General features: G+C 61.5%; 20 protein-coding genes and 2 pseudogenes. 8 read left to right on the top strand and 14 right to left on the bottom strand.

The window, feature by feature from the left end; all coding sequences use genetic code 11:
• Positions 1-92: 92 nt before the first annotated feature.
• The gene (locus tag ACZ5M5_RS23145; RefSeq protein WP_060741049.1) at positions 93-1,445 is read right to left on the bottom strand and encodes a dicarboxylate/amino acid:cation symporter; all 1,353 of its coding nucleotides are present in this window, start codon (positions 1,443-1,445) and stop codon (positions 93-95) included.
• A gap of 332 nt (positions 1,446-1,777) precedes the next feature.
• Here ACZ5M5_RS23145 and ACZ5M5_RS23150 point away from each other — a divergent pair.
• A pseudogene (locus ACZ5M5_RS23150) lies at positions 1,778-2,775 on the top strand (AraC family transcriptional regulator).
• Positions 2,776-2,918: 143 nt separating this feature from the next.
• Here the strand turns inward: ACZ5M5_RS23150 and ACZ5M5_RS23155 are convergent.
• The 3 genes from ACZ5M5_RS23155 to ACZ5M5_RS23165 all read right to left on the bottom strand — a co-directional run bounded on the left by ACZ5M5_RS23155 (position 2,919) and on the right by ACZ5M5_RS23165 (position 5,644).
• The gene (locus tag ACZ5M5_RS23155) at positions 2,919-4,265 is read right to left on the bottom strand and encodes an ATP-binding protein (protein WP_060741047.1); all 1,347 of its coding nucleotides are present in this window, start codon (positions 4,263-4,265) and stop codon (positions 2,919-2,921) included.
• Entirely contained in the window at positions 4,262-4,939 is a 678-nt protein-coding gene (locus ACZ5M5_RS23160) for a response regulator (protein WP_013694070.1), read from the bottom strand. The genes ACZ5M5_RS23155 and ACZ5M5_RS23160 overlap by 4 nt, the downstream gene beginning before the upstream one ends.
• A 105-nt stretch (positions 4,940-5,044) precedes the next feature.
• The gene (locus ACZ5M5_RS23165; RefSeq protein WP_103311089.1) at positions 5,045-5,644 is read right to left on the bottom strand and encodes a hypothetical protein; all 600 of its coding nucleotides are present in this window, start codon (positions 5,642-5,644) and stop codon (positions 5,045-5,047) included.
• Between the two features lie 144 nt (positions 5,645-5,788).
• On the opposite strand from ACZ5M5_RS23165, the gene ACZ5M5_RS23170 reads away from it, so the two are divergent.
• Together ACZ5M5_RS23170 and ACZ5M5_RS23175 are read left to right on the top strand one after the other, a co-directional pair.
• Positions 5,789-6,580: a dienelactone hydrolase family protein gene (locus ACZ5M5_RS23170; protein ID WP_060741045.1), complete on the top strand. Its 792-nt coding sequence runs from the start codon at positions 5,789-5,791 to the stop codon at positions 6,578-6,580.
• A 178-nt stretch (positions 6,581-6,758) separates the two neighbouring features.
• A complete protein-coding gene (locus ACZ5M5_RS23175) occupies positions 6,759-7,484 on the top strand; it encodes a 4'-phosphopantetheinyl transferase family protein (protein ID WP_103311090.1) in 726 nt (241 codons plus the stop codon).
• A gap of 112 nt (positions 7,485-7,596) precedes the next feature.
• Here the strand turns inward: ACZ5M5_RS23175 and ACZ5M5_RS23180 are convergent.
• Both ACZ5M5_RS23180 and ACZ5M5_RS23185 read right to left on the bottom strand, forming a co-directional pair.
• Positions 7,597-9,206, bottom strand: a pseudogene (locus ACZ5M5_RS23180) (ATP-binding protein).
• Positions 9,203-9,925 (bottom strand): response regulator, encoded by a 723-nt coding sequence (locus tag ACZ5M5_RS23185; RefSeq protein ID WP_060741042.1) that lies wholly within the window; start codon positions 9,923-9,925, stop codon positions 9,203-9,205. The pseudogene ACZ5M5_RS23180 and the gene ACZ5M5_RS23185 overlap by 4 nt, the downstream one beginning before the upstream one ends.
• 863 nt (positions 9,926-10,788) lie before the next feature.
• Between ACZ5M5_RS23185 and ACZ5M5_RS23190 the strand changes: the two genes are divergently transcribed.
• On the top strand, positions 10,789-13,680 hold the full coding sequence (locus ACZ5M5_RS23190; RefSeq protein WP_060741041.1) for a ribonucleoside-diphosphate reductase subunit alpha: 2,892 nt from the start codon (positions 10,789-10,791) through the stop codon (positions 13,678-13,680).
• 271 nt (positions 13,681-13,951) lie between these two features.
• Here ACZ5M5_RS23190 and flgE read toward each other — a convergent pair whose 3' ends face one another.
• The 6 genes from flgE to ACZ5M5_RS23220 form a co-directional block, all read right to left on the bottom strand.
• The gene (gene flgE / locus ACZ5M5_RS23195) at positions 13,952-15,250 is read right to left on the bottom strand and encodes a flagellar hook protein FlgE (protein ID WP_060741040.1); all 1,299 of its coding nucleotides are present in this window, start codon (positions 15,248-15,250) and stop codon (positions 13,952-13,954) included.
• 28 nt (positions 15,251-15,278) lie between these two features.
• Positions 15,279-16,001, bottom strand: a complete 723-nt coding sequence (gene flgD / locus ACZ5M5_RS23200) for a flagellar hook assembly protein FlgD (protein ID WP_060741039.1) — start codon at positions 15,999-16,001, stop codon at positions 15,279-15,281.
• Between the two features lie 15 nt (positions 16,002-16,016).
• Positions 16,017-16,460 (bottom strand): flagellar basal body rod protein FlgC, encoded by a 444-nt coding sequence (flgC, locus tag ACZ5M5_RS23205; protein ID WP_060741038.1) that lies wholly within the window; start codon positions 16,458-16,460, stop codon positions 16,017-16,019.
• A gap of 3 nt (positions 16,461-16,463) precedes the next feature.
• Positions 16,464-16,871, bottom strand: a complete 408-nt coding sequence (gene flgB / locus ACZ5M5_RS23210; protein WP_060741037.1) for a flagellar basal body rod protein FlgB — start codon at positions 16,869-16,871, stop codon at positions 16,464-16,466.
• A gap of 347 nt (positions 16,872-17,218) precedes the next feature.
• Positions 17,219-18,046 carry a protein-glutamate O-methyltransferase CheR gene (gene cheR / locus ACZ5M5_RS23215; RefSeq protein ID WP_003204735.1) on the bottom strand — a complete coding sequence of 276 codons (828 nt, stop codon included), beginning with the start codon at positions 18,044-18,046 and terminating at the stop codon, positions 17,219-17,221.
• A gap of 58 nt (positions 18,047-18,104) precedes the next feature.
• A complete protein-coding gene (locus ACZ5M5_RS23220; RefSeq protein ID WP_060741036.1) occupies positions 18,105-19,031 on the bottom strand; it encodes a chemotaxis protein CheV in 927 nt (308 codons plus the stop codon).
• Between the two features lie 78 nt (positions 19,032-19,109).
• Between ACZ5M5_RS23220 and flgA the strand changes: the two genes are divergently transcribed.
• The 4 genes from flgA (at position 19,110) to ACZ5M5_RS23240 (ending at position 21,718) form a co-directional block, all read left to right on the top strand.
• The gene (flgA, locus tag ACZ5M5_RS23225) at positions 19,110-19,874 is read left to right on the top strand and encodes a flagellar basal body P-ring formation chaperone FlgA (protein WP_464738042.1); all 765 of its coding nucleotides are present in this window, start codon (positions 19,110-19,112) and stop codon (positions 19,872-19,874) included.
• Between the two features lie 172 nt (positions 19,875-20,046).
• Positions 20,047-20,364, top strand: a complete 318-nt coding sequence (gene flgM, locus ACZ5M5_RS23230; RefSeq protein WP_060741034.1) for a flagellar biosynthesis anti-sigma factor FlgM — start codon at positions 20,047-20,049, stop codon at positions 20,362-20,364.
• Positions 20,365-20,411: 47 nt separating this feature from the next.
• Entirely contained in the window at positions 20,412-20,879 is a 468-nt protein-coding gene (locus ACZ5M5_RS23235) for a flagella synthesis protein FlgN (protein WP_060741033.1), read from the top strand.
• 92 nt (positions 20,880-20,971) lie between these two features.
• Positions 20,972-21,718, top strand: coding sequence for a flagellar brake protein (locus tag ACZ5M5_RS23240; RefSeq protein ID WP_109753932.1), 747 nt, complete (start codon positions 20,972-20,974; stop codon positions 21,716-21,718).
• A gap of 63 nt (positions 21,719-21,781) precedes the next feature.
• Here the strand turns inward: ACZ5M5_RS23240 and ACZ5M5_RS23245 are convergent, their stop codons facing one another.
• Complete coding sequence (locus tag ACZ5M5_RS23245; protein WP_464738043.1) at positions 21,782-23,143, bottom strand: MFS transporter; 1,362 nt, start codon at positions 23,141-23,143, stop codon at positions 21,782-21,784.
• Positions 23,144-23,213: 70 nt separating this feature from the next.
• Positions 23,214-24,455: a glutamine synthetase family protein gene (locus tag ACZ5M5_RS23250; protein ID WP_170842326.1), complete on the bottom strand. Its 1,242-nt coding sequence runs from the start codon at positions 24,453-24,455 to the stop codon at positions 23,214-23,216.
• Between the last annotated feature and the right edge of the window lie 240 nt (positions 24,456-24,695).

Consider the following 24,695-nt stretch of genomic DNA (forward strand, 5'->3'; position numbering starts at 1 on the left):
CGCTTGCACCCTCACCACAGAAGCCTCCTCGACTGGAGAGCTCTGCCAATAAAAAAACCCGCCGAAGCGGGTTTTTCATTGCAGCCTGAAGATTACTTCACAGTGCCTGGAGCAGAGGTCTCAGCCGCAGCAATCTGCGCCGCCGCGATCTGCTCGTCATCTTCACGAACGTCGGAGATACCGCGACCACCGGAAGCCAGCTCGGTCTGCAGCTGGTCTTCGTCCAGCTCCTTGACCCACTTGGCAACCACGATGGTGGCGACAGCGTTGCCCACCAGGTTGGTCAGGGCGCGGGCTTCGGACATGAAGCGGTCGATACCCAGGATCAGCGCCAGGCCAGCCACCGGCAGGTGACCTACGGCCGACAGGGTGGCCGCCAGTACGATGAAGCCGCTACCGGTCACGCCAGCAGCACCTTTGGACGACAGCAACAGCACCAGCAGCAGGGTGATCTGGTGAGTCAGGTCCATCGGGGTATCGGTGGCCTGGGCAATGAACACCGCCGCCATGGTCAGGTAGATCGAAGTACCGTCGAGGTTGAACGAGTAGCCAGTCGGGATCACCAGGCCTACGACAGATTTCTTGGCACCCAGGCGCTCCATCTTGATCAGCATGCGTGGCAGGGCCGATTCCGAGGAGGAAGTACCCAGCACAATCAGCAGTTCTTCACGGATGTAGCGGATCAGCTTGATGACGCTGAAGCCGTGGGCGCGGCAGATGGCGCCCAGCACCACCAGCACGAACACCACGCAAGTGATGTAGAAGCAGATCATCAACTGGCCCAGTTGCACCAGCGAACCGACACCGTAGGCACCGATGGTGAAGGCCATGGCACCGAATGCACCCAGTGGAGCCAGCTTCATGATCATGTTGATGATGATGAACATCACGTGGGCGAAGCGATCGATGAAGTCCAGCACCGGCTTGCCGTAGGCACCCAGGCGATGCAGGGCGAAGCCGAAGAGCACCGAGAACATCAGCACTTGCAGGATGTCGCCGTTGGCGAACGCGCCGACGATGGTGTTCGGGATCACGTTGAGGATGAAGGCAATGATGCTCTGGTCTTTACCGGCCGAGATGAAACCGGCGATCTTGCTGGTGTCCAGGGTCGATACGTCAATGTGCATGCCGGCGCCCGGTTGCACGACGTTGACCACGACCAGACCGATCAGCAGGGCAATGGTGGAAACGATTTCGAAGTACAGCAGCGCGTAGCCGCCGGTCTTGCCCACCGATTTCATGTTCTGCATGCCGCCGATACCACTGACGACGGTACAGAAGATGATGGGGGCGATGACCATTTTGATCAGTTTGATGAACCCGTCGCCGAATGGCTTGAGGGCAACACCGGTCTGCGGGTAGAAGTGGCCGAGCAAAATACCGATGGCAATGGCTACGATCACCTGGAAATACAGGGATTTGTACAGTGGCTGACGAGTCGTCATGGCAAACCTTCCTCAAGAGTCCCGCATGACGACTTCCACCTGTCGTCCACGGCACCTCAATTGCGAACCCTCCTGCACTGGAGGGATTTGTTTTTTTCGGCTGCACGCGGCAGACCTATCCAACGCATCGCAAAGCGCGTGCCATTTTTGCGAAATGCCCTACACCCGGTATAGCAGACGGGCTTGCGGTTTCCACACGCGACTAAACGCAGCGTGTAAGTGGCGGATTTCCGCCTACAGACCATCCCGCGCTCCGGGATTTGGCGGATATCCGCCTTGTCCAGCCTCAAGCCCCTGCTACCATTCGCCCGCTTAACGGACGGATTTCTGCCATGCGCCAACGCACGATCGCCAGCCACTTCGCCCGCGCTGCCCTGGGCGGCGCACGTCGGCAAGGCTTCGACTATTTTCCCTTGCTGCAACAATTGAACATCAGCCCTGAACTGCTGGATGAACCGCGTGCGCGCATCGCGCCGGAACAGTTCGCCCGCCTGTTGCAAGCGTTGTGGCTGGCAATGGAGGACGAATACCTGGGATTCGGCCGGGCGCCGAGTAAACCCGGAACGTTTGCCATGATGTGTCACGCGTTGATCCACTGTCGGACCCTGGGCAAGGCCCTTCAGCGCGGCTTGCTGTTCTACAGTCTGTTCCCCGACGCCCCGCGCCTGACGCTGGAAACCGAAGGCGAACGGGTGCGGCTGGTGCTGGACGACTCGACGTTGTGGGACCCCGATCACTTCCTGACTGAAAGCCTGCTGGTGGTCTGGCATCGCCTCGCCAGTTGGCTGATCGGCCAGCGGATAGGCCTGGAGCAGGTGACTTTCGGCTATGCCAGGCCCGCCCACGGGGCCGAATACGACTTATTGTTCCCCTACCCGCTGGTATTCGACGCGCCCGGCAGCAGCCTGCTGTTCCACAGCCGCTACTTGGACATGCCGCTGTTGCAGGACGAACGCACCCTCAAGCAGTTCCTCGAACACTCCCCCGCCGACCTGCTGTCACGCCCGGACGATGGCCACAGCCTGAGCAGCCAGCTGCGCCGCCTGCTCAGCCGCGACACGGCACGCTGGCCCGACCTGGACACCGTCGCCGCCCACTTGCACATCAGCCCGCAGACCTTGCGCCGGCATCTGCGGGAGGAAGGCACCAGCTTCCAGGAGCTCAAGGATCAGTTGCGGCGGGATATCGCCATCTACCACTTGGGGCGTGCGGATTTGTCGTTGCAGCAGATTGCCGAGCAGTTGGGTTTCTCCGAACCGTCGGCGTTTCACCGGGCGTTCAAGAAGTGGACGGGGCTGACGCCGGGGCCTACAGGGAGTTGGAGAACTGATTTCCTGATTGGTTTTTTGTGGTGTGCTGACGGGCCTCATCGCGAGCAAGCTCGCTCCCACATTGGATTTTCGGTGCTCACAAATCCCTGTGGGAGCGAGCTTGCTCGCGATGAGGCCCGCAAACACACCGAAAACATCCCAGTCAAACCACCGGAAAATGAATCCGGAACGCCGCCCCGCCCAGTTCCGAATCCCCCAGGTTCAACCGGGCGCCGTAGCTTTCGATGATGTCCTTGACCACCGCCAGGCCAATGCCCTGCCCCGGATGCTGACGGTCCAGCCGTTCGCCCCGCTGGAGGATCCGCGCACGTTGATCCGGCGGCACGCCCGGCCCATCGTCCTCGACGCTCAACTCCGTGCCGCCGAGGGTCTGGTGCACGCTGACACGCACCTCGCCCAGGCACAGTCGATAGGCGTTCTCCAGCAGGTTGCCGAGCATCTCCAGCAAGGCACCCTGTTCGATCGGCACCTGGCAGTGCTCCGGCAAATCGAAACTCACATTGACCCGCTTGTCGCGATAGACCTTGTCCAAGGTGTCGCACAGGCTTTGCAGCACCGGGCGCAGGCGCACCTGATGGCGCACCAACCCGCTTTTGCGCAGGCTGGCGCGCTGCAATTGGTAGCCGATCTGCTGGCTCATACGCTCGATCTGGGTTTGCAGCACCCAGGCCTGGCCACGGTCCTCGGGGCGCCGGGCCATGTCTTCGCTGACGCCCTGCAACACCGCCAGCGGGGTCTTCAGGCTGTGGGCCAGGTCATCGAGGGAATCGCGATAACGGCTGCGCTGCTCCCGTTCACTGTAGAGCAAGCGATTGAGGGAACCGGTCAGGCGCAACAGTTCCCGGGGATGCTCGGTACTGAGGCTTTCCCGGGCGCCGCTTTCGATTTCATCCAGTTCCTGGCTCAGGCGCCGCAACGCCCGCAAGCCCCAGGTCAGGCCGATCCATAACAGCGCCAGCAACACCGCCAGGGCCGCGCCAAAGCCCAGGTAGAGATTGTCCCGCAGCCCCTGCAAGGTCACTTCGTAGTCGCGCACCGGTTGCAGGGTAACGATGCTGAACGCCGCGTTCTGGCCGCCAAGCAGCTTGATCTCGACGTCATAGACAAAAAACTCCTGGCCGTCGTTCTCGCGAATGCGGGCGAACTGGTTGCCCTGGCCGTCATAGCGCGGCGTGTAATTGATGTTTTCTTCCTGGGTGGCCTTCGACCGCCAGACCAACCGCCCCTCACGATCATAGATGTAGCCCAGCAGGCGGGCATCGGCGAGGTTGAAGCGCTCATCGGGCAACTGCGTCGGCATCTTCAAGCGGTTGTTTTCCACCCGGGCGGCGGAAATCAGCGTGGTCACGTCCGAGGCCAGGCGTTGCTCGATGGATTCCTGCAACGCCAGGCTGAACGCGCCTTGCATGGCCGGCAACAAGGCCAGCATGAACAGCACCGCCAGGGTCATCGCGGCCAGCATCAGCCGCAGCCGAAGCGAACGAATCACTGGCAGCGCTCGTTGAACAGGTAACCCAGGCCGCGCACGGTGTCGATGGGCTTGAAGCCGGCCGGGGCCTCCAGTTTGCGGCGCAGGCGCCCTACCAGCACTTCGATGACATTGGGATCGCGCTCGTCGTCATCGGGGTAGAGCTGCTCCATCAAGCGGTCCTTGGCCACCACTTGCTGGTGATGGCGCATGAGGTATTCGAGGATGCGGTATTCGTAGGCCGTCAACGCCAGTGGCTCCTCGCCAAGGGACGCCTGCTTGCGGTTGAGGTCCAGCAGCAACGGCCCGGCGACGATGGTCGATTGGGTGAAGCCGCTGGAGCGACGCAACAAGGCGTTCAACCGGGCCTCCAGCTCTTCGAACTGAAACGGCTTGACCACGTAGTCGTCGGCACCGGCGGCCAGGCCTTCGACCTTGTCCTGCCAGTTGCCGCGGGCGGTCAGGATCAGGATCGGAAACGTCTTGTCCTGTGAGCGCAGCCGGCGGATCAGCTCCAGCCCGCTGATACCCGGCAGGCCGAGGTCGATCACCGCCAGGTCGTGGTTGAATTCCCGGACCTGGTACAAGGCCTCTTCGGCATTGGCCACAGCCTGCACCACATGGCCGCTGTCGGTGAGACGGGTCTGCAGGTGATGACGCAACAGCGCTTCGTCTTCGACGACCAGTAATTTCATGGAGCCTCTCCCCAGGCAAATCAAACAATCGCGCGCGGCGCACCTCAACGAAAGGCGCCGGATCGTCTTCGACCGATCCGGCTGGATACACCCACCCTGGCCAGCTTAGAACGTGTAGTTGGCGGACAGGTAGGTCTGGGCACTGCTGGTCAGGTCCAGCGAACCGACCTTGTCACCACCGTGCGGGCTCATCTCGGTACTGGCGTTGCTGCGCAGGTAACGGTAACCCAGTTCAACCGAGGTGTTCTGCGAAATTTGTTGCAGCACGCCGCCCTGCAGGCCTACCGCGTAGCCGATGTCGCTGTCGCGGCTGAAGCCGGGCGAATCCTGGGTCAGCTTGGTCAGGCCCACCGTGCCGCCACCGAACAGTTTGGTGCTGCTGGTGACCGGAAGGAACACATCGTAGCTGCCCAGCAGGTTTTCCTGGCGCAGCTTGATGCCGTTGTGGGTGCCCGAGACGTTGTCGTAGGTGGCGTAGTAGCGTCCCTGGTCGTTCTGCTTGCCCAGGCGCAGGCCATACGTGGTGTCCTTGCCGATGATGCCGTCGGCGTTCGGATGGTTCAGGTTGGCATCCAGGGCGTCGGATTTCTTGACCTTGTCGCTGGTCTGGCCGAGGGTCAGGCTGGCGAAGTTGTCATCGGCGTGGGCCAAGGCGCTGGCGCCCAGCACGGTGAAAGCCAGCAACAGTTTTTTCATCTGAGTCATGGTCGAGCTCCTTTGAAGCATGGGTGGTGTGTGAAGTCGCTGTCACGTTAACCAGCGCTCCCTGAACACCCCTTGAACGTTCTCTGAACCTGCGCTGAATGAATCGGCTAATCTGTGCGGACCACTTTCATAAGGAGATCCGTCATGCGCAGGCTGCTTGCTGTTGTACTTCTGGCCATGAGCGGCGTGAGCCACGCCGCCATCCAGACCCAGGAGATCCCCTACACCAGTGCCGATGGCACCCAGCTGATCGGTTACTACGCTTATGACGACGCCGTCAAAGGTCCGCGCCCGGGTGTGGTGGTGGTGCACGAATGGTGGGGGCTGAACGATTACGCCAAGCGCCGCGCCCGTGACCTCGCGGGCCTGGGCTACAGCGCCCTGGCCATCGACATGTACGGCGACGGCAAGAACACCGAGCACCCCAAGGACGCCCTGGCCTTCATGCAGGCGGCACTCAAGGACGGCAAAGCCGCCAGCGCCCGCTTCCAGGCCGGTCTCGACCTGCTGAAGAAACAGCCCCAGACCGATCCGGACAAACTCGCCGCCATCGGCTACTGCTTCGGCGGCAAGGTGGTGCTGGATGCGGCGCGCCAGGGTGTACCGCTGGCCGGCGTGGTGAGCTTCCACGGTGCGCTGGTGACCAACACCCCGGCCACGCCGGGCAGCGTCAAGGCCAAGGTACTGGTGGAGCACGGCGCGCTGGACAGCATGGTCACCCAGGACAACGTCACCGCGTTCAAGAGCGAAATGGATAAGGCCGGCGCCGACTATAAATTCGTCAGCCTCGAAGGCGCCAAGCACGGCTTCAGCAACCCTGACGCCGACCGCTTGAGCCACGGCGAACATGGCGGGCCGGACATTGGCTACAACAAGGAAGCCGACGAGAAGTCGTGGGCGGACATGCAGAAGTTCTTCAAGAAAATCTTTGACTGACGCATAACCTTTGTGGCGAGGGAGCTTGCTCCCGCTGGGCTGCGCAGCGGCCCCGGCTTTTTGCGATTGCTGCGCAATCGAGCGGGAGCAAGCTCCCTCGCCACCAAAGACCTCTCCCGTCCATCCATCAAGCGCGTCCCACTACCCAGCCTCCCGCCAACCCGGCAAAATGCCGGGCATGAAGACACTCCCCACCCTGCCCGCCTGTTGCTCGCCTCTGGATGAACACTGGCTATTGCCCGACGCCCTGCCCGGTACGGTGCTGCTGAGCACCTGCTTCGACCCGTTGCTGTTGGCTGGCACCGACTTTCCCGACAGCGCCATCGAACCACCGGCGAGCATCCAGCGCTCGGTGGCCAAGCGTCAGGCAGAATTCCTGGCCGGGCGAATCTGCGCCCGGGCGGCGTTGCAGCGGCTCGATGGCCTGGCCTGCGTGCCGGCCATCGGCGAAGACCGCGCCCCGGTGTGGCCAGCTCATATCAGCGGCTCGATCACCCACAGCACGGGCCGGGCAGCGGCCATCGTCGCGAAAAAAGACCACTGGCAAGGCTTGGGCATGGACGTGGAAAACCTGCTCGACCCCGAGCGCGCCGAGCGCCTGGCCGGTGAAATCCTCACCTCGCCAGAGTTGCAGCGCATGACCCGGCTCACGCGCGATGACCAGGCCTTGCTGGTGACCCTGACCTTTTCCGTGAAGGAAAGCTTGTTCAAGGCGCTGTATCCCATCGTCAGGCAGCGTTTTTATTTCGAGCATGCCGAGGTGCTGGACTGGACACACGACGGACAGGTGCGGCTGCGCTTGCTGACGGACCTGTCGACCGAATGGCGCCATGGCAGTGAACTGCAGGCGCAGTTTGGGGTGAGGGATGGGCAGTTGTTGAGCCTGGTGGGGATCAGGGCCTGAGGTTTTTGGTGTCTGGGAGGGCCTCATCGCGAGCAAGCTCGCTCCCACAGGTTGGACGCATGCCCTGTGGGAGCGAGCTTGCTCGCGATGAGGTCGGCACAAGCACCATCTCTCAAGACCTGTCCTGATGCCTGGGCCAACTCAAGCTGAAGCACGCCCCACCCAGGCTTTTGCTCTTGCCGATCAACGCCCGACCGTCATGCCAATGGATGATCCGCCGCACGATCGACAGCCCCAGCCCATGACCGCCTGAAGCGCGGGCGCGGCTGTCGTCCAGGCGCAGGAAGGGTTTGAAAATCCGCTCCCACGCCGCTTCCGGCACGCCAGGCCCGTCATCTTCCACGTCCACCCGACAGCGCAACTGGCCCACCTGGTAGCTGACGGTGACTTTGGAATGGGCGTGGCGCATGGCATTGCCCACCAGATTCTGCAAGGCCCGATGCAGAAAGCGTGGCTCGGCCTCGACCCAGGCGCCGTCGCAATCGGCGGCCGACAGGCATAGACCGCGCTCGACCGTGATCCCGGCCCGCAACGGCCCCAGCTCATCGATCACCTGATTAACCAGCGCATCCAGATCCACCCGCTGAAAATTCAACGCCGGCGAACCCTGCTCCAGCCTCGCGTAGGTGAGCATTTCGTCCACCAGCCGATCCAGGTCTTCGATGTCGTGGTCCATGCCCGCCAGGTATTTATCCCGGGCCTGGGGTGTGGTGGCGCTGCCGAGCATTTCCAGGCCAAACCGCAGGCGCGCCACCGGGGTGCGCAATTCGTGGGACACCGCCCGCACCAGCTCGCGCTGGATCGCCAACAGTTGCTGCAAGTGCTCGGCCATGCCATTGAACGCCGCCGCCAATCGCCCGACCGAGTCGGCGCCTCGGGCCGGCACCCGGGTTTCCAGGCTGCCCTGGGCGATCTGGGTGGCGGCCGACTCCAGGCCACGCAAGCGCCGCTCCAGCTGACGCACCAACAGATAGACGATCAACCCGATCAGGCTCAACCCCAGCGCCGCGATCAGCACCAGCCATTGCGGCGGGTAAGGGTTCATCTGGTACAGCGGGCCGATCTCCAGGACCCACGGTGTGCCAACCATGCCGGCGAAGACCCGGATCGAATCGCCACCCTTGCCCAGCGCCATCACCGTATCGCCCTCGGACACGCGACGGCGCTGGTCTTCGTCCATGTCGGCCTGCTCGGCGGTCATCAGTCGCAGGTCGAAACCAAACCCTTTTTCCTGCTCCAGTTGCGCCAGCCGCTTGGGTTGCTCGGCCACGGGGTAACGCACCAGTTCGTCGGCCAACAGGTAAATGGTCGCGCGGGCCAGTTGCTCGCTGATCTGCTGGACTTCCCCGACCAACATCAATTGCTCGGTGTCATTGACCAGCCGATAGACTTTTGCCGCATGGGCCCGGTCTGCTCGACCAACGCCTGGCCGCGCAACACGCGAGTGCGCTGGCCGAGGTCCAGGTCGGTCTGGGAGAACGTCTGCAACGCCAGGGGAATGCCCAGCAGACGCTCCCACACGGCTAATGCCCGCCGGCGCTCGGTGTCGTCCATCGGCCGCAGGTTGTCGGCCATCAACGAGAACGTGCCGTGGGCCAGGCGTTCGCGGTATTGCTCGCTGCGGGTCTGGTTGAGCAAGTGCAGGGCCAGCACGCCGAGGACCGCCACCAGCACCAGCGCCGCGCACATGCCGCCATAAATACGCAGGAAGATCGAATTCACGGCGCCAAGTCTGCGCAAGCTTCGGGAACGAACAGGTAGCCTTTGCTGCGGATGGTCTTGATCAGCCGGGGATGGTCCGGGTCGTCGCCGATCTTGGGCCGGATGCGCGAAATACGCACATCGATGGAGCGGTCCTGGCCGTCATAGCCGATGCCGCGCAGGGCGGTGAAGATTTCTTCCCGGGACAGGATGCGCCCGGCATTGGATACCAGCAGCCACAGCAGGTCGAATTCGGCGCTGGTCAGCTCGATACCGTTGCCCTGCAACCAGGCTTCGCGCAGGGCGTCGTCGACCACCAGCGGGCCGAATTGCAGGCGCCGCTGCTTCTGCGCCACGCTCGGCTCCGGCTCGCTGCGTCGCAGCAGGGCCTGGATCCGCGCCAATAGCAAACGCGGGCGAACCGGCTTGCAGACGTAATCATCAGCGCCCAGGTCCAGGCCCTGGATCTGATCGGTGTCGTCGGTGCGGGCGGTGAGCATCAGGATCGGCCCGTCATAGTGCTCGCGCACCTTGCGGCAGATGCTCAGGCCGTCTTCGCCGGGCAGCATCAGGTCGAGGACCACCAGGTCCGGCTGCTCGGCAATGATCCGCGCCGCCGCCACCGCACCGTCGCCTTCGATGGCGACACGCAACCCGTTGCTTTCGAGGTATTCCCGGGTCAGCTCGGCCAGACGCTGGTCATCCTCGACGATCAATACCTGCCAGGCTTCTTGTTCCACTGGGGGACCTTTTGGCTGATTAGCTAAATAAGGAGAGGCGTGTCGCCAATCTCACTGACAAGGCACGAACCCTGTGGGAGCGAGCTTGCTCGCGAAGGCGGTGTGTCTGTCAGCCTCCATGCTGCTGCTCCGACCCTATCGCGAGCAAGCTCGCTCCCACAGGTTGGGTCCTGCGCCTCCCCCGTCTTTTTGTCATGTTAAAGGAGGATAAACACACCCACGCACAGGCCGATTGTATAAACGCCGCCTGCACAGAAAACAAGCGGACAAATGCGTTCGGTCGAAGCAGGTTTTATGTGGTAACGTCCGCGCCCGCAAAAATCTTCAGGCTGTTTTCGGATCGTCGAAACCGGTGAAAAAAGGTCCACTCCAGCTAGGTCGCGGCCTACAGAGCAGTTCCACGTTTCGCACACAAATTACGCACAGGCTTATCCACAGGTAGTACGTTGCATACCCCCCAAAAACGCATTATCTTGTAGCCCGCCGCGAAAAAAACCCTACATGTAGGGTTTCAGGCCAAAAACCAAACACAAGTCGGGCAGAGAATTCAAGCGCTTTTCTTGCTTCTGTCCAACTGAAACATCGCATTTCCCCAAGCCCAGACCGCCCCTGCGGATGGCAGCTGTTTCAAGGTCGAAAACGACCGAAACGGTACGGGTGTTGCAGTCAATTGCTGCCACCCCGACAACCCGGTTTCGAGCCTCGCTCGCAACCTGAGAACTTCGGATGGAAGCGGCATTAAACGCCTGCTTCCTACTGTCCCGAAGTTGTTATGCCCGGCGCCAGTCGGTTGTAGTGCTTCAGGACGGAACGGTGGGCACCGTGATGGTGCCCAAACAAACATAGAGAACGTGGAGACACCCATGCACACCGACACAACTCGCGAGAACCCGCAGGGCACCGCGCCGCTGGCCGCCGATTCGAGCCCGGATCTGTCCGCCACCGCGCCGGGCCAACTGCGTGTGATCAAGCGTAACGGCACTGTCGTTCCTTACACCGATGACAAGATCACCGTCGCCATCACCAAAGCGTTTCTCGCAGTTGAAGGCGGCACCGCTGCCGCTTCGTCGCGAATCCACGACACCGTGGCCCGCCTGACCGAACAGGTCACCGCGACCTTCAAGCGTCGCATGCCGTCGGGCGGCACCATCCACATCGAAGAAATCCAGGACCAGGTCGAACTGGCCCTGATGCGTGCCGGCGAGCAGAAAGTGGCCCGCGACTACGTGATCTACCGTGACTCCCGCGCCAAGGAACGTGCTACCCGCTCCCCGGCCGACGCTCCGGTCCAGGCCCACCCTTCGATCCGCATCGCACGCGCCGACGGCAGCCTGGCGCCGCTGGACATGGGCCGCCTGAACACCATCGTCACCGAGGCCTGCGAAGGCCTGGAAGAAGTCGATGGCGACCTGATCCAGCGCGAAACCCTGAAGAACCTCTATGACGGCGTCGCCCTCAAGGACGTCAACACCGCGCTGGTGATGACCGCCCGGACCCTGGTGGAACGCGAGCCGAACTACTCCTTCGTGACCGCCCGCCTGCTGATGGACACCCTGCGTGCCGAAGGCCTGAGCTTCCTGGAAGTCGCCGAGAGCGCGACCCACCACGAAATGGTCGACCTGTACGCCAAGGCGTTGCCCGCTTATGTCGCCAAGGGTATCGAGTTCGAATTGCTGAACCCGGTCCTGGCCGAATTCGACCTGGAAAAACTCGGCAAGGCGATCAACCACGAGCGTGACCAGCAGTTCACCTACCTGGGCCTGCAAACCCTGTACGACCGTTACTTCATCCACAAGGACGGTATCCGTTTCGAACTGCCGCAGATCTTCTTCATGCGCGTGGCCATGGGCCTGGCAATCGAAGAGAAGCAGCGCGAAGACCGTGCGATCGAGTTCTACAACCTGTTGTCGTCCTTCGACTACATGGCGTCGACCCCGACCCTGTTCAACGCCGGCACCCTGCGTCCACAGCTGTCGAGCTGCTACCTGACCACCGTTCCGGACGACCTGTCGGGTATCTACGGCGCCATCCACGACAACGCCATGCTGTCGAAATTCGCCGGTGGCCTGGGCAACGACTGGACCCCGGTTCGCGCATTGGGCTCGTACATCAAGGGCACCAACGGCAAATCCCAAGGCGTCGTGCCGTTCCTCAAAGTGGTCAACGACACCGCCGTTGCGGTCAACCAGGGCGGCAAGCGCAAGGGCGCGGTCTGTGCCTACCTGGAAACCTGGCACATGGACATCGAAGAGTTCATCGAGCTGCGCAAGAACACCGGTGATGACCGTCGTCGTACCCACGACATGAACACCGCCAACTGGATCCCCGACCTGTTCATGAAGCGTGTCTTCGATGACGGCAAGTGGACCCTGTTCTCGCCATCCGAAGTGCCGGACCTGCACGACCTGACCGGCAAGGCCTTCGAAGAGCGCTACGAGTACTACGAAGCCCTGACCGAGTACAACAAGATCAAGCTGTTCAAAGTCGTCCAGGCCAAAGACCTGTGGCGCAAAATGTTGTCGATGCTGTTCGAAACCGGCCACCCATGGCTGACCTTCAAGGACCCGTGCAACCTGCGCAGCCCGCAGCAGCACGTGGGCGTGGTCCACAGCTCGAACCTGTGCACCGAGATCACCTTGAACACCAACAAGGACGAGATCGCGGTCTGCAACCTGGGCTCGATCAACCTGCCGAACCACATCGTCGACGGCAAGCTGGACACCGCCAAGCTGCAACGCACCGTGAACACCGCCGTGCGCATGCTCGACAACGTGATCGACATCAACTACTACTCGGTGCCGCAAGCGAAGAACTCCAACTTCAAGCACCGTCCGGTCGGCCTGGGCATCATGGGCTTCCAGGACGCGCTGTACCTGCAGCACATCCCGTACGGTTCCGATGCCGCGGTCGAGTTCGCCGACAAGTCCATGGAAGCGGTCAGCTACTACGCGATCCAGGCTTCCTGCGACCTGGCCGACGAGCGTGGCGCCTACGAGACGTTCCAGGGTTCGCTGTGGTCCCAGGGCATCCTGCCGCTGGACTCGCAACAGATCCTGATCGCCCAGCGCGGCCAGAAGTACATCGACGTCGACCTGAACGAATCCCTGGACTGGGCACCGGTTCGCGCCCGTGTGCAGAAAGGCATCCGTAACTCCAACATCATGGCCATCGCACCGACCGCCACCATCGCCAACATCACCGGCGTGTCGCAGTCGATCGAACCGACCTACCAGAACCTGTATGTGAAATCGAACCTGTCGGGCGAATTCACCGTGATCAACCCGTACCTGGTTCGCGACCTCAAGGCTCGCGGCCTGTGGGACTCGGTCATGATCAACGACCTGAAGTACTACGACGGTTCGGTGCAGCAGATCGAGCGCATCCCGCAAGAGCTCAAAGCGCTCTACGCTACCGCGTTCGAAGTGGACACCAAGTGGATCGTCGACGCCGCCAGCCGTCGCCAGAAGTGGATCGACCAGGCTCAGTCGCTGAACCTGTACATCGCCGGCGCTTCGGGCAAGAAGCTGGACGTGACCTACCGCATGGCTTGGTACCGTGGCCTGAAAACCACTTACTACCTCCGTGCCCTGGCCGCCACCAGCACCGAGAAGTCGACCATCAACACCGGCAAGCTGAACGCGGTTTCCAGCGGCGGCAACCACGGTGACGATTCGGTCCTGGCAGCGCCAGCAGGACCTGCGCCAGTGCCAAAGGCCTGTGCGATCGACGAGCCGGATTGCGAAGCTTGCCAATAAGCTGAGCGGGTGGGCGCGTAAAGGCGCCCGCTGAAAGAAGCCCCCGATAGACCGCTGGTTTATCGGGGGTTTTCTTTTGTGTGGAGGAAAGTGGCGCCTGGCCTGGCCCCATCGCGAGCAAGCTCACTCCCACCTTTGAGCCGCATGTACAGGCCACTGTGGGAGCGAGCTTGCTCGCGATGAGGCCGGACCAGGCACAACAAAACCTGCGCCCACAAAAAAGCCCCTCTTGCGAGGGGCTCCTTGTGCAGCCTTCAAGCAACCCTCGATATCAAGCCATCTGAATGATGGTCTGCATGATGGTGCTCTGGGTGGAGATGGTCTTGGCGTTCGCCTGGTAGTTGCTCTGGGCCTTGATCAGCTCGACCAGTTCGTTGGTCAGGTTGACGTTGGACTCTTCCAGGGAGTTGGAGACGATCGAACCCAGGGTGCCAGTGGTGGGAGCGTCGTAGCCCGGGATACCCGAGGCGAAGGTTTCTTTCCAACTGGTGCCGCCCACTGGCTGCAGGCCTTGCTCGTTGGTGAAGCTGGCGAGCGCGATCTGGCCGATCGGCTTGGTCTGGTTGTTGCTGAAGTTGGCCAGCATCACACCGCTGCCATCGATGGTCAGGTTGGTGATCTGGCCGGTGGCGTAACCGTTCTGGGTCGGGATCGACCGTGCGGTGTCGGCGTTGAATTGGGAGGTATTGCCCATGGAAATCGTGATGGTTGGTGCACTCGCGGCGCCGTTGGCGGCCCATACGCCGTTGGTCACGGTGCCGGGAACCCAACCGGTCAGTACCAGATCACTATTGACCGTCGCTGGCGGAGTGGTGACCGTGGTCAACTTGCCGTTCGAATCGAAGTTCATGGTCGAAGGGATCGGCGCAGTCGCACCGGTCGTGGTCGGCAAGCTGCCGTTCAGGTTACGGCCATCGATCAAGGTGTAGACATTCCAGGTGTTGCCGGCAGTCTTGACCATGTACTGGTCCATGGAATGCTGGTTGCCCTGGGTGTCGTAGATCGGGGTAGTGAACTGCTTGGTGTACGTGGCCGTGTCGGTCGGATTGAACGCCGCGGTGATCGCTGTCGCTGTCGAGTTCAGGTTGATCGTCGACGAAACCAGGCTGGTGGCTTGTGGCGGCAGGTTAGAGGTGTCAATGCGCAGGTCAGTCAGGATACCGTTGAGGATCTTGCCGTTGGCGTCCACGCCGTAGCCTTGCAGGCGTGACGTACCATCACTGTTGGTGACGTAGCCTTCCTTGTCGGTCTTGAACGTACCGGCACGGGTATAGCTCAGGGAGCCGTCGTTGCTCAGGACAAAGAAGCCCTGGCCCTGGATGCCCATGTCCAGCACGTTGCCGGTGTTGTTGACGTCACCCTGGCCGAACTGCTGGGAAACGTTGGCCAGGCGCACGCCGTTGCCGACGGTCTTGCTGCCCGAACCCAGCTTGGTGGCCGAGTAGACGTCTTCGAATTCCGCACGAGACGATTTGAAACCGGTGGTCGCCACGTTGGCGATGTTGTTGCCGGTCACGTCCAGCTGTTTGTTGGCTGCATAGAGACCGCTAAGGCCGATGTTAAAAGACATGTTGACTCCTTTTGCCGGTTAGTCGGCTCTACATACCAATAGTTTGTACTTTGGACAGGGCAATGCTGCCCAGCCCGGCCAGGTTGAGCATCAGCTCGCCGCCCGTCTGGCTGATGGTCACGCTGCTGACCGTGGCCGGCAGGTTGGTGATCAGCGACGTGGCCTTGCCGTCGATGGTGGTCGACGCAGCAAAGGTGTAAGTGCCCGATTCGACGACCGTGCCCGCATCGTTCTTGCCATCCCAGATGAAGGCCGAGTTGCCGGCGTTCTGGCTGCCCAGGTCGATGGTGCGAACGGTCTTGCCGTCCTTGTCCACGATCTTGACGGCGACGGAGGACACCGATGCCGGCACCACCACCGTACCGTTGAGGCTCTTGGAGGTATCGACCACAGCCTTGTCACCTGGGGCAATGACCGAGCGGCCCACCAGCGACGAGGCCTGCAGGGCCTGGGACGAGTTGTAGTTGCCGGCGATGCCGCTCACCGTCTCGTTGAGGGTGGTGATGCCTTCCAGGCTGCTGAACTGCGCCAACTGGGCAACGAACTCACCGTTGTCCTGTGGCTCCAGCGGGTTCTGGTTTTTCAGCTGGGTAACGAGCAGTTGCAGGAACGCATCCTTGCCCAGCTCCTTCTTGCCGGTGGCAGCGCTGGTCGCCGCGCCCAGGCCATCGGTCGTGGTGTTGGTCTTGACCGAGGAGTTGGCCAGAATCTCGTTGAGGCTCAAACCGCTTGTAGTGTTAGTAACGCTCATGTGACTCGCCCCTTATCACTGACCGAGGGTCAGGACCTTCTGCATCATGGCTTTGGCGGTGTTCATCATTTCGGCGTTGGTCTGGAACGAACGACTGGCGGAAATCATGTCGGCCATTTCTTCGACGACGTTGACGTTCGGGTAGTAGACATAACCCTTGGCGTCCGCGGCCGGATGGTTTGGCTCATAACGTGCTTCGAGGTTGCTCTGGTCCTCGACCACGCCAAGCACCTGTACGCCTTGCCCAGCCGCTTCCTGGTCCTGGAACAGCGAGTCGCTGCCACCGGACTGGCCGCCCTGGAACATGGTGGCGAATACCGGGTGGCGGGCGCGATAGGTCTGGTCGATGCTCGACGAAACGGTCTCGGCGTTGGCGATGTTACTGGCGACGGTGTTCAGGCGAGTGGTCTGGGCACTCATGGCACTGCCGGCAATGTTGAATACGCTAGCAATCGACATGGCTTACTCTCCGCGCAGGGCCGATATCAGCCCTTTGAACTTACTGTTGAGCAGGGTGAAGCTGGCCTGGAAGTTCACGGAGTTTTCCGCGTAGTTGGACTGTTCCAGTTGAGCGTCCACGGTGTTCTGGTCGATCGACGGTTGCATCGGCGTGCGGTACATCAGCGACTCGTCGCCATTGCCCAGGCCTTCGGCTTCGATATGACGGTTGTTGGTCATGTTCAAGGCGAAGTGGCCGTTCTTGGCCTTGTCGTTCTGCTCGGCGAGCACCTTGGAAAAGTCCAGGTCCCGCGCCTTGTAGTTCGGGGTGTCGGCGTTGGCGATGTTGTTGGCCAGGACTTCGGCACGCTGGGCGCGGAAGCTCAGGGCCTGTTCGTGGATACCGAGCGCTTTATCGAAGCTGATGCTCATGTCGGAAACCTTTGGGTGACCAGAATGTACGTACGACGGCTAAAGCAAGCGCCGTGCCATTTCCAAAAACCCCATAAACCGGGGCTTTGCGGGCACCGGCAAAGCGGCAATGCCAGAAAAGCGGCAACGGGTTTCCGCTTACCTGCCGCTTTTCTGCCGCTTTCACCCGGCGACGCGAGTCAAAATGTGGGAGCGAGCTTGCTCGCGATAGCGGTCTGTCAGTGACATGGATTTTGGATGGGCCGCCGCTATCGCGAGCAAGCTCGCTCCCACAGGAGATGGTCCCGGCTGGTAGGCAAAAAAAAGGAGCCCCTTGGGACTCCCGCTTTTTTGACAACCCAAGCCAATCACTTCGCCTGGTAGATGATCCCCGGGCTGCACTGGACCATCTGGTAATGATCCGGCAACCCGTTCAACGCCTCGGAGGCGCCAAGGAACAGGTAGCCGCCCGGCTTGAGGGTGCTATGGATACGCAGCAGGATGTCTTTCTTCACTTCGGCGGAGAAGTAGATCAGCACGTTGCGGCAAAACACGATGTCGAACTTGCCCAGGCTGGCGTAGCTGTCCAGCAGGTTGAACGAGCGAAACTCCACCCGGCTCTTGATCGGTGCCTTGACCACCCACTTGCCCGGCCCTTTCGGGTCGAAGTAGCGTTGCAGCCGGTCTGGCGACAAACCACGGCCGATGGCCAGGCTGTCGTACTCGCCAGTCTTGCAGTTATTGAGCATGGTCCCGGACAGGTCGGTGGCGACGATCTGCACGCCGCCTTTCAACTGGCCCAGGTTGGAGCGTTCGAACTCATCGATGGACATCGACAGCGAATAGGGTTCCTGCCCCGACGAACAGGCCGCCGACCAGATCCGCAAGCGCTGGCCCGGGCTGGCCTTGATGGCGGCCGGCAGCACTTTGTTCTTCAGTACTTCGAACGGATAGGTGTCACGAAACCACAGGGTTTCGTTGGTGGTCATGGCGTCCACCACCATCTCGCGCAAGCCGCTGCGCGGTTGGGTCTGGATACGCTGCACAAGCTCGCCCAATGACTTGAGGCCCTGTTGCTCCATCAATTTATTGAGACGGCTCGACACCAGGTATTGCTTGTTTTCACCAAGCAAGATGCCACAGGCTTTTTCCAGGAAGACCCGGAACTGTTCGAAATCCAAATTACCCGTAGACAAGATACCGCCTCTTTCATCGTGTTGACTTGCCGGGCGCACAACGCGCCCGACCTTTACTTTATTCTGCTGCCTTGATCCGATCGACCACCCGGGACGCCAGGTCATCGGGACGGAATTTCGCCAGGAAATCGTCGGCACCGACCTTCTTGACCATCGCCTGGTTGAAAACCCCGGACAACGAAGTATGCAAGATGATGTGCAGCTTTTGCATGCGCGGATCGCTGCGGATTTCCGAGGTCAGGGTGTACCCGTCCATCTCCGGCATCTCGATGTCGGAGATCATCATCAGGAATTCCTCTTCGGGCTTCTTGCCCTCGTCGACCAGCGCACGCAGGTAATCCAGCGCCTGCCGCCCATCGTTCAACGCCACCACCTCCACACCGACCGTTTGCAGGCAACGGGTTACCTGCTTACGTGCCACCGACGAATCATCGACGGTCAGCACCCGCAGCGAAATCGCCTTGTGCTGGGTCTCGGCGTCCACCACACCCGCAGAAATCGCTTCCGGCGTGGGCGCCACTTCGGCGAGGATCTTCTCCACGTCGATGATTTCCACCAACTGGTTGTCGACCCGGGTCACAGCCGTCAGGTAGTGATCGCGGCCGGTGCCCTTGGGCGGCGGATGGATCTCCTCCCAGTTCATGTTGACGATGCGCTCCACCGAGCGCACCAGGAACCCCTGGGTCTTGGTGTTGTACTCGGTAATGATCACGAACGGATTGCTCTGGTCCAGCAACCGACCGGAACCGGTCGCCATCGCCAGGTCGAGAATCGGGATGGTCGCACCCCGGATATTGGCCACACCGCACACGACGGGGCTGGACTTGGGCATCAGGGTCAGCTTGGGGCATTGCAGCACCTCGCGGACCTTGAATACGTTGATCCCGTACATCTGTTGGCCGTCGAGACGGAACAACAACAGCTCCAGGCGATTCTGACCGACCAGCTGAGTGCGCTGGTTCACCGAATCCATTACTCCCGCCATGCCCTGACTCCTACCTAACGCTAATGTGTCCGACGCGCATTCATCACTAAACGGCACGGGGCTTGCTATTGAACCGGCATGAACGCACAAACGACATTTTCTCGACGCCTGACCACTCACTGCCGCCACTGGCTCGGTGCACTGCTGGCTGCCTGCCTGTTCATTTCGGGCGGTCCTGCCCTTGCGGCGGCTCCGGTTACCTTGCCTGATCTCCTTATCGGCGTCACTCAGGGCTTTCTTGAATTCACCGTAGAAGACTACCTGGCAACCAGTCAAACCGAAGGTCGTTACGAAATCGAAGTCAACCAGCTCGACCCGCGCCTGCGCATGCCCATGTGCGACAAGGAATTGACTGCTTCGCTGGAGAGCCCGGCCCGGCCCCTGGGCCGTGTCACGGTGAAGGTTCGCTGCGACAGCGCCGCGCCCTGGACGGTGTTCGTGCCCGCTCAAGTGCGCCTGTTCCGGGAAATTGTCACCACCACGCGTCCGCTCAAGCGGGCCGGGATCGTCGAGCCCCAGGACGTGATGTTGCGCGAACGGGACATCAGCCAGATCACCCAGGGCTTCCTGACCTCTGTCGATCAGGCCATCGGGCAGAAACTTGTCCGACCAATGGTCGCCGATCAGGTCGTGACGCTGGTGCACCTGGAACAGGCCGAGGTGGTCCGCAAGGGCGACCAGGTGGTCATCACCGCCCGCAGCGGCTCACTGGCCGTGCGGATGCCCGGCGAGGCCCTGTCCAACGGCGGCATGCGTGAACAGATACGGGTAAAAAACCTCAATTCCCAGCGCGTCATCAAGGCGCAAGTGATGGCTCCAGGCCAAGTGGAAGTGGCGATGTAATGACCCGATAGAGGAGGTAGAAAGCTGGCGCTTGATCCCGGTGTTCCCTAGACTGTGCCTTACGCCAAGGCAAGCGCAGACGTGCGCACGTTCATTGAATAAATGAGCCTAAAGTTTTTTTGGGGATGGCCGAAAACATGGCAAGCGTCCAAATACCCAGAGGTTTTTTACCATGGTCATCGATTTCAATCGTTTAAACAGCTCTTCACCGCTGACAGGCACTACGCGTACCAGCGCCGCCAAGGAAACCGTCGAATCCGACAAATCCGCACCGGTGTCCACGCCAGCCGAACAGGTCAGCAACGGGGAGTCGGTACACCTCAGCAATGAGGCTCAGCAGTTGCAGAAGCTCACTGACAAGCTGCGCGATCAACCTGTCGTCGACAACGCCCGCGTGGCCGAGTTGAAAGCAGCCATCGCCGATGGCAGCTACAAAGTCGACAGCAACCGCGTAGCCAGCAAACTGCTCAACTTCGAAGCCCAGCGCTAGGCCGCCGCCTGCGCCAGGCTTTTGGACGCTAAGACCCAAGGCCAGCCATGCACGACACTCATTTGTTGCAACTGATCATCGACGACTTCGTTCCAGCGCAACAATTGCTGGAGTTATTGCAGGCCGAATCCGTGGCCCTGCACGGTCGTGACATGCCTTTGCTGGAAACCATCCTGGCGCAGAAACAGGCACTGATCATCTTGCTCGACCAGCATGGCCGCAAGCGCAGCGAGATCCTCGCCAGCCTCAACCTGCCCGCCAGTCATGACGGCCTTGAGCAGTTGGCTGCCCAGTCGACCATCGGCGATCAGCTGCGGTCCCAGAGCAAAGTGCTCAACGACCTGCTCGCCCAATGCCAGGCAACCAACGCCCGCAACGGCCAGTCGATCCTGATGCAGCAAGCCGCCACCGCCAACCAGTTGCGCATTCTCAACGGTGGCGAGATCCCGACGCTGTACGACGCAAGCGGTTCGACGGCCAGAATGGTCAAGCACCGCCCGCTCAGCCAGGCATGAAACGAACAATGCCTTCGCTCTATCAACGCGCGATACATGCTGGCAAAATGCCGGCCATTCGTAGTCGTATTTTGCCTGGAGATTGACCCACCGTGTTCAATGCCTCAAACGCGGATGACGCTCCGCAGCCCCCCAAGGTCCTCACCACGCCCCTGGAAATTTCTGGCAACCTGCGGATGCTGCAAGATAGCCACGACCCGCTGATCATTACCTTCCATGAACGTACCCAGCGCTTCCAGAGCTATCTGGTCAATGTCGATCGCGAGACCAATTCCATCGCCCTGGATGAAATGATTCCCCGGGACGGCGAGCGTTTCCTGCTGGCCGGCGAGCCGTTTCGCGTCGAAGGTTTCCATGACGGCGTACGCATCGCCTGGGATGGCAAGGGTCCATTGACCATCGATGAATCCAGCGACGGTCGCTGCTATCGCGGCGCCCTGCCCGACGAAGTGGTCTACCACCAGCGTCGCAACGCCTTCCGCGCCGCCCTGAAACTGGCCCAACTGGTGAGCGTTGAACTGGGCGGCGACAAGCTCAAGTCCCCCGTGGACGGCAAGCTGCTGGACATTTCCGCCACCGGTTGCAAGCTGCGTTTCGACGGTGACATCACCGAACGCCTGCAATTGGGCCAGGTGTACGAGCGCTTCATCGCGGCCCTGCCGTTTGGCAACATGACCGCGCCGGTCGAGTTGCGCTACCTGCATTTCGAAGAAAGGATCAACACCACGTTCGCCGGTGTACGTTTCCACAACATCAGCGGCCTGGTGCAACGGCAGGTCGAGCGGTTCGTCTACCAGCTCCAGCGTGAAGCCCGACGCTTCGATAAAGACGACCTCTGATCGTCGAGCCATGAAAAAACGGGCAGTCCCTTGCGGCGACTGCCCGTTTTTTTTATGCCCGTTTCAAGGCCTGGCCTGGGTAAAGCTGGGGGGCTCAGGCGCCTCGGCGTCAGCTTCAGCCACGGTCTCAGGGGCGGGCTCGGGCTCCACCTCCGGGCTGGCCGGTGCCTGCATCTGCTCCTGCACCACTTGTTCATCCACCCGCGGATCGAGGCACGCCACCAGAGGCGAACTCGACATGCTGTCCGGCATCGCCACGTGATGCAGCGGTGCGTCATCGACCTGATGCAGGTTGGTCACCGCTTTCGGCCGGATCCGCCACACCAGCACCAGGGCGAAGAAGGCGAAAAAGCCGTAGAGCATCTGGCTACCGAACATCTTCATCAGCACACCCGCCACCAGCGGCCCGATACTGGCGCCAACGCCATAGGTCACCAATAGCATCGCGGTCAGGGACACCCTTCGATCCGCTTCGACGTGGTCGTTGGAAAACGCCACCGCCAGCGGATACAGGCAGAACTGCACCAGCGAACAGAAGAACCCGGCGACGAACAGCACCTCCAGCGGCACCGCCGGAAGGATCGCCAACGGCAGCGCACAAATCGTCAGGACCAGCGCAAAGCAGCGGATCAGCAACGCCCGGTCGTAACGGTCAGACAGCCAGCCCAGCGGCCACTGCACCAACAATCCGGCAAAGATGCAGCTCCCCATGAACAGACCGACCTGCTCGGTCGACAGGCCCTGCTGGGAGGCGTACAGCGGTGCCAAACCGTAGAACGAGCCGACGATCAGCCCCGAACCCAACACCGTGCTCAACGACTGCGGCACACGCTTGATGAAGAAACGCGGCTCCATGGGCGCCGGATGCAGCGCCGCCGGGTGAATTCGCCGGGTCAGCGTTACCGGCACCAGGCACAGGGCGAAGCACAGCGCCACCAGCATCAGCAGCTCCAAGCCCAGGGCCGGGTGCATGACCAGGATCAACTGCCCCAGCACCAGCCCCAGGTACGAGGCGATCATGTAGCCGCTGAACACCACCCCACGCTGCTTGGCATCGGCCTGCTCATTGAGCCAGCTCTCGATGACCATGTACTGGCACATCATGCCCAGGCCAACAATCATCCGCAGCACGATCCACGCCGGCAGCCAGTCCACCAGGCCATGGCCCAGCACCGCTGCCCCGACGATCCCGGCGCAGGCCGAATAGGCGCGGATGTGCCCGACGCGGGCGATCAGCCGGTGGCCGATCTTGCCGCCCAGCACCAGGCCGAAGTAGTTGGCGGCCATCAGCGCACCGACCCAGAGGCTGTCCACATGGTCGGCGGCCAGGCGCAAGGCCAGGTAAGTACTCAAGAGGCCCGAGCCGATCAACATCATCAGCGAGGCGAAATAAAGCGCTCGAAAAGGTTTCCAGATTTGGCGCATCGGCGTTCCGAGCGGCTCCTTGAGGTGAGTAAGGGCTATCCGTCGAAGATAGCCCGAATGCAGCGGTTCTTTATGCCTGGGCCGCCAGGACACGTCGCTCCCAGGGCGTGATTTCATCGAAGAAGCTGGTCAGCTCCAGGGTCTTGGAAGCGATGTAGCCTTCGATGAACTCCGTGCCGAACAGTTCCTTCGCCAGATGACTACGCTTCAGACGCTCCAGGGCGGCATGCAAGGTACATGGCAGCGACAGATTATCCGGCACTTCGAATTCGCCCTGGATCGCCGCGCTCGGCTCCAGGCGCTGTTCGATCCCGTACAGCCCGGCGGCCAGGCTGGCGGCAATCGCCAGGTAGGGGTTGGCATCGGCCCCGGGCAAGCGGTTCTCGACCCGTCGGGCCACTGGCGAACTGGCGGGAATCCGCAGCCCGGCCGAACGGTTGTCATGGGACCAACAGGCATTGTTCGGTGAGGCGAACGGATGGCACAGCCGCTGGTAGGAGTTCACGTTCGGCGCGAACAACGCGGTGAAGTCCGCCAGGCAAGCCTGTTGCCCACCGATGAAATGCCGGAACGCGGCCGTCGGCTCGCCCGCTTCGTCGCTGAAGACGTTGCGGCCGCTGTCCGCCTCAACGACGCTCTGGTGGATATGCATCGAACTGCCCGGCGTGTGGGCCAGGGGCTTGGCCATGCAGACCACGGTCAGGCCGTGCTTGAGGGCCACTTCCTTGAGCAGGTGCTTGAACAGGAAAGTCTGGTCGGCCAGCAGCAGCGGGTCGCCGTGCAGCAGATTGATCTCGAACTGGCTCACGCCCATTTCATGCATGAAGGTGTCGCGCGGCAAGCCCAGCGCCGCCATGCAGGCATAGACCTCGCTGAAGAACGGGCGCAGGCCGTTATTGGAGCTGACGCTGAACGCCGAGTGGCCGTCTTCGCGACGTCCATCCAGGCCCATTGGCGGCTGGAACGGCTGGGTCGGGTCCGGGTTGGGGGCGAACACGAAGAACTCCAACTCGGTCGCCACCACCGGCGCCAGGCCAAGGGCGGCATAACGCGCGACAACAGCCTTGAGCTGGCCGCGCGTCGAGAGCCGGGAGCTTTCACCGGTCAGTTCGTCGGCGTCGCAGATGGCCAGGGCCCGGGGCTGTTGGCTCCAGGGCAGGCGGTGGATCTGTTTCGGGTCGGCCACCAGCGCCAGGTCGCCATCATCACTGCCATAGAAACGCGACGGCGGATAACCGCCCATGATGCATTGCAGCAGCACGCCTCGCGCCAACTGCAACCGCCGCCCTTCGAGGAAACCTTCGGCGGTCATCACCTTGCCCCGCGGCACGCCATTCAAATCCGGCGTGACACATTCAATCTCATCAATGCCCGTCAGTCGCTGCGCGAGTGAACGCTGGCCATCGGTCGTCATGACGCAATCCTTGTTATGTGCGAGCCGCGAACGGCAACCCGTACAAAATAGGCTCCGGCTGTTCGGAATATCAAGCGCCCGGAGGCAATTAAAATCTTATGCAATACGGCTGTGGGAGCGAGCTTGCTCGCGATAGCG

This window comes from Pseudomonas sp. Van50 (genome assembly GCF_055390755.1).

What these genes read in the sequence shown, in the direction of transcription:
- ACZ5M5_RS23145 (WP_060741049.1), bottom strand. Translation starts at nt 1,445, where the DNA reads ATGACGACTCGTCAGCCACTGTACAAATCCCTGTATTTCCAGGTGATC.
- ACZ5M5_RS23160 (WP_013694070.1), bottom strand. Translation starts at nt 4,939, where the DNA reads ATGAAATTACTGGTCGTCGAAGACGAAGCGCTGTTGCGTCATCACCTG.
- ACZ5M5_RS23165 (WP_103311089.1), bottom strand. Translation starts at nt 5,644, where the DNA reads ATGACTCAGATGAAAAAACTGTTGCTGGCTTTCACCGTGCTGGGCGCC.
- ACZ5M5_RS23170 (WP_060741045.1), top strand. Translation starts at nt 5,789, where the DNA reads ATGCGCAGGCTGCTTGCTGTTGTACTTCTGGCCATGAGCGGCGTGAGC.
- ACZ5M5_RS23175 (WP_103311090.1), top strand. Translation starts at nt 6,759, where the DNA reads ATGAAGACACTCCCCACCCTGCCCGCCTGTTGCTCGCCTCTGGATGAA.
- ACZ5M5_RS23190 (WP_060741041.1), top strand. Translation starts at nt 10,789, where the DNA reads ATGCACACCGACACAACTCGCGAGAACCCGCAGGGCACCGCGCCGCTG.
- flgE (WP_060741040.1), bottom strand. Translation starts at nt 15,250, where the DNA reads ATGTCTTTTAACATCGGCCTTAGCGGTCTCTATGCAGCCAACAAACAG.
- flgD (WP_060741039.1), bottom strand. Translation starts at nt 16,001, where the DNA reads ATGAGCGTTACTAACACTACAAGCGGTTTGAGCCTCAACGAGATTCTG.
- flgC (WP_060741038.1), bottom strand. Translation starts at nt 16,460, where the DNA reads ATGTCGATTGCTAGCGTATTCAACATTGCCGGCAGTGCCATGAGTGCC.
- flgB (WP_060741037.1), bottom strand. Translation starts at nt 16,871, where the DNA reads ATGAGCATCAGCTTCGATAAAGCGCTCGGTATCCACGAACAGGCCCTG.
- ACZ5M5_RS23220 (WP_060741036.1), bottom strand. Translation starts at nt 19,031, where the DNA reads ATGGCGGGAGTAATGGATTCGGTGAACCAGCGCACTCAGCTGGTCGGT.
- flgA (WP_464738042.1), top strand. Translation starts at nt 19,110, where the DNA reads ATGAACGCACAAACGACATTTTCTCGACGCCTGACCACTCACTGCCGC.
- flgM (WP_060741034.1), top strand. Translation starts at nt 20,047, where the DNA reads ATGGTCATCGATTTCAATCGTTTAAACAGCTCTTCACCGCTGACAGGC.
- ACZ5M5_RS23235 (WP_060741033.1), top strand. Translation starts at nt 20,412, where the DNA reads ATGCACGACACTCATTTGTTGCAACTGATCATCGACGACTTCGTTCCA.
- ACZ5M5_RS23245 (WP_464738043.1), bottom strand. Translation starts at nt 23,143, where the DNA reads ATGCGCCAAATCTGGAAACCTTTTCGAGCGCTTTATTTCGCCTCGCTG.
- ACZ5M5_RS23250 (WP_170842326.1), bottom strand. Translation starts at nt 24,455, where the DNA reads ATGACCGCCGAAGGTTTCCTCGAAGGGCGGCGGTTGCAGTTGGCGCGA.